The 2,774-nt window shown below is 29.8% G+C and carries 4 protein-coding genes; all 4 read right to left on the bottom strand.

Features of this window, described 5'->3' with window-relative positions:
• A partial coding sequence (locus ACTG3S_RS14205; protein ID WP_439129989.1) for an HAD family hydrolase occupies positions 1-435 on the bottom strand: 435 nt, incomplete at its 3' end.
• Positions 422-1,747 (bottom strand): D-arabinono-1,4-lactone oxidase, encoded by a 1,326-nt coding sequence (locus ACTG3S_RS14210; RefSeq protein ID WP_439129990.1) that lies wholly within the window; start codon positions 1,745-1,747, stop codon positions 422-424. The genes ACTG3S_RS14210 and ACTG3S_RS14205, both read right to left, overlap by 14 nt.
• Positions 1,748-1,901: 154 nt before the next feature.
• On the bottom strand, positions 1,902-2,519 hold the full coding sequence (locus ACTG3S_RS14215) for a hypothetical protein (RefSeq protein ID WP_439129991.1): 618 nt from the start codon (positions 2,517-2,519) through the stop codon (positions 1,902-1,904).
• Between the two features lies 1 nt (position 2,520).
• The coding region (locus ACTG3S_RS14220) for a hypothetical protein (RefSeq protein WP_439129992.1) at positions 2,521-2,774 on the bottom strand (254 nt) is incomplete at its 5' end.

Genomic DNA, 2,774 nt, shown 5'->3' on the forward strand with positions numbered 1-2,774 from the left:
AGCTTCTGGATCAGGTTTTGGTTTCTCATAATCTTGTACTCCAAAAACCGTTGTAAAATTTAAATCTAACTTTTCTACACTATTTTTTAAAAACTGTTTGGTGGCATTACTTGCAATTCCGTAAGGAATATTTTTACTGCTTAAGTAGTTGGTAATTTCTCTAACACCTGGCAAAACATCTGGTTTTGTAAAATATTTATCTAGGTGTATGTCTTTTAAAAGAAACAATTCTTCGGCTCTTTTTTCTTCGCTAATAACACTGCAGTAATGTGCTGCAATCACCATTGGAGATTTGCCAGAAAGATGCTTGGGAAATGGTGTAATTTCTTTATTGAATAACTCTTTAAAAGCGCTACTCCAAGCATTGCCATGACTTTTAAAACTATGTACTACAACACCGTCAAAATCGAATAAAAATCCCTTAGGCAGTTTCATTTACTAGTTCTTTTGCGTTTACCAATTTAGTTAAATAAGGGTTTAAAAACTTGTTAGTTGGGTCTAATGTTTCTCTTAACTCTTTAAATTCCTCCCATTTTGGGTAAATTTTAGTCAATTCAGCATCTTTTGCTTTAAAACGTTTGCCCCAATGTGGTCTTCCACCATGTTTTATAAATATTTTTTCTACACTTTCAAAAGCTTCATACGTATCTGCTGTGGCTGCGTTTCTAGAAACACATCCCATAGTTACAGTATCTTGTTTATAAGCATAGCTTAACCAGCTATTATCTTTGTTTACAAAACGAACATCCATAGGAATGTGTATAAAAGATTTGTTACTCCATTTATTAATTTCTGTTTTCAACTCATTAAATACTTGTGGAAACTTATCTAAAGCAATTGTCCATTCTGCCAATTCTAAAGTAGAACCTCTAGATTTTGTAACGGTTGCTTGGTATAAACTTCCTTTATGTTCTTTTTTAGAATTAAAAAATGCTTTTGCAATAATTTTATTGGCAATGGAAGTAATCCAAGGGAATTTATGAGAATACTTATATAATATTTTAGAAACGGTTCTTCTATGTTTTAAATATTTTGGTCCTTTATTTTCAATAACTTCTTTCTTTGGATCTATTTTATCACCTGTAATTACATAACCAGTATCTGTATGAGGCAACCATAAGACTCTTAAAAAATCGTGCTCTTTTAATCTGCTTTTTATTTTAGGCAGCCATTCTTTGTCGTTTTCTGGTTTTTCTTTTACATGCAAAATATATTCAGGTTCGCATTGAAAAGTAACTGTAGACATTACCCCTAACATGCCTAACGAAACACGAACAGCATCTATTAATTCATCATTTTTAGTGATTGTTTTTACAGTTCCGTCTGCAAGTACTAAATTACATTCGGTCATGTATTCACTCAATAATTTTCCACTTGTGCCATGTGTACCTGTGGCTAAAGCACCACCAATGGTAATGGTATTAATATCTGGCAAACATGGTATACACCAACCTACAGATTCAACAGCTTCTAATAATTCGCTTAAAAGTAAACCCGATTGTACTGTAATTGTTTTTTGATTATAATCATAAGAAACAATTTTGTTGTAGCTAGTCATATTAATAAGCGCATCTGTACCTGCAGCAATATCTGCGGATGACTGTTTGCTCCCAAAAAAACGTATTTTTTCGTTGTTTGCAATTACTTCCTGTAGTTCTTCTTCAGTAGAAATACTGTACATTTCTTTAAAGTTGTACTTTAAATTTTCATTCCAACTAACCCAAGTTCCGTTCTCTTTTTGTTTCATAATATTTATTTATTGTTAAACAAAACTACAGAATAATAATAGTTCAAGTATCTTTTAAAATGTTAAGAAAAACCAAATTTGGTTTTTGATAAAAAATAATACAACATTTAGAGAATTCTTTAAAAAGAACCTTTAAAAAAAGTGTTTTTGACTATTATTTCTTGAATAATGGTTTGCCTAATTTATAATTCGCATCATAATCATACACATCTGGTGTATGGCTAATGGTGGTTTCTCCTTCTTTTTTTATGGTATATTTTCCACTATCTAAATCATAATAGAAAGTTTGTAAATTTGTTTTTACAGTAATATATGGTCCCTCGTATTTATGATAAGTTTCTTCTAAACTGAAAAGTTGTTCTGTAAAATTTTTAATAAAATAAGTGATTAATTCATCTTCTATAACAGAGTAGATAGCAATTTTACCTTCAGTATCTCTTAAAAAATACCTCACAAACTCGCCATTCTTATAATAATAATCAACTACTATATTTTCTATTTTGATGCTTACTTTATCGATTTTAAAATAGCCATCTTTAATAATAACATGTTTATTAGCAATTTTACCTTTTTTAGAAAATAACCCAATTGTAAGGGTAATTGCCATAGCAGAAACCCCAATAATTTGAAAAAGATATTCTTTTACATCATCTATATCTTTTAATAGCGTAAAAAAATAAATAAGTGCAGAGAAACCAATTAATAATAGACAACCACTAGCAACGCCTACTTCGTTCGATTTTTTTTTATTTCCTTGATGGTAAAATATCATATTAATTCAACTTATATTTTATTTGTTGACTCTCTAAAGTAGCTAATAACTCATTAGAGATATGAATCTTTGTATTTCTACTTGGTAAACTTACTTCTAATTTTTCTTTTTCGTCCCAAACAGTAAAATTCAAACTTTGCTTACCAGGATTGTTTTTCAAGATAGTTTCTAAGTTTAAAATGGTGTTCGCACTAATCTCGTCTAAAGGAAGTTGAATGGTGACTTTTTTGCATAACTCGTCCATAATATCATGGA

Origin of the sequence: Polaribacter sp., from assembly GCF_965656025.1 — a bacterium.
Taxonomy (GTDB): domain Bacteria; phylum Bacteroidota; class Bacteroidia; order Flavobacteriales; family Flavobacteriaceae; genus Polaribacter.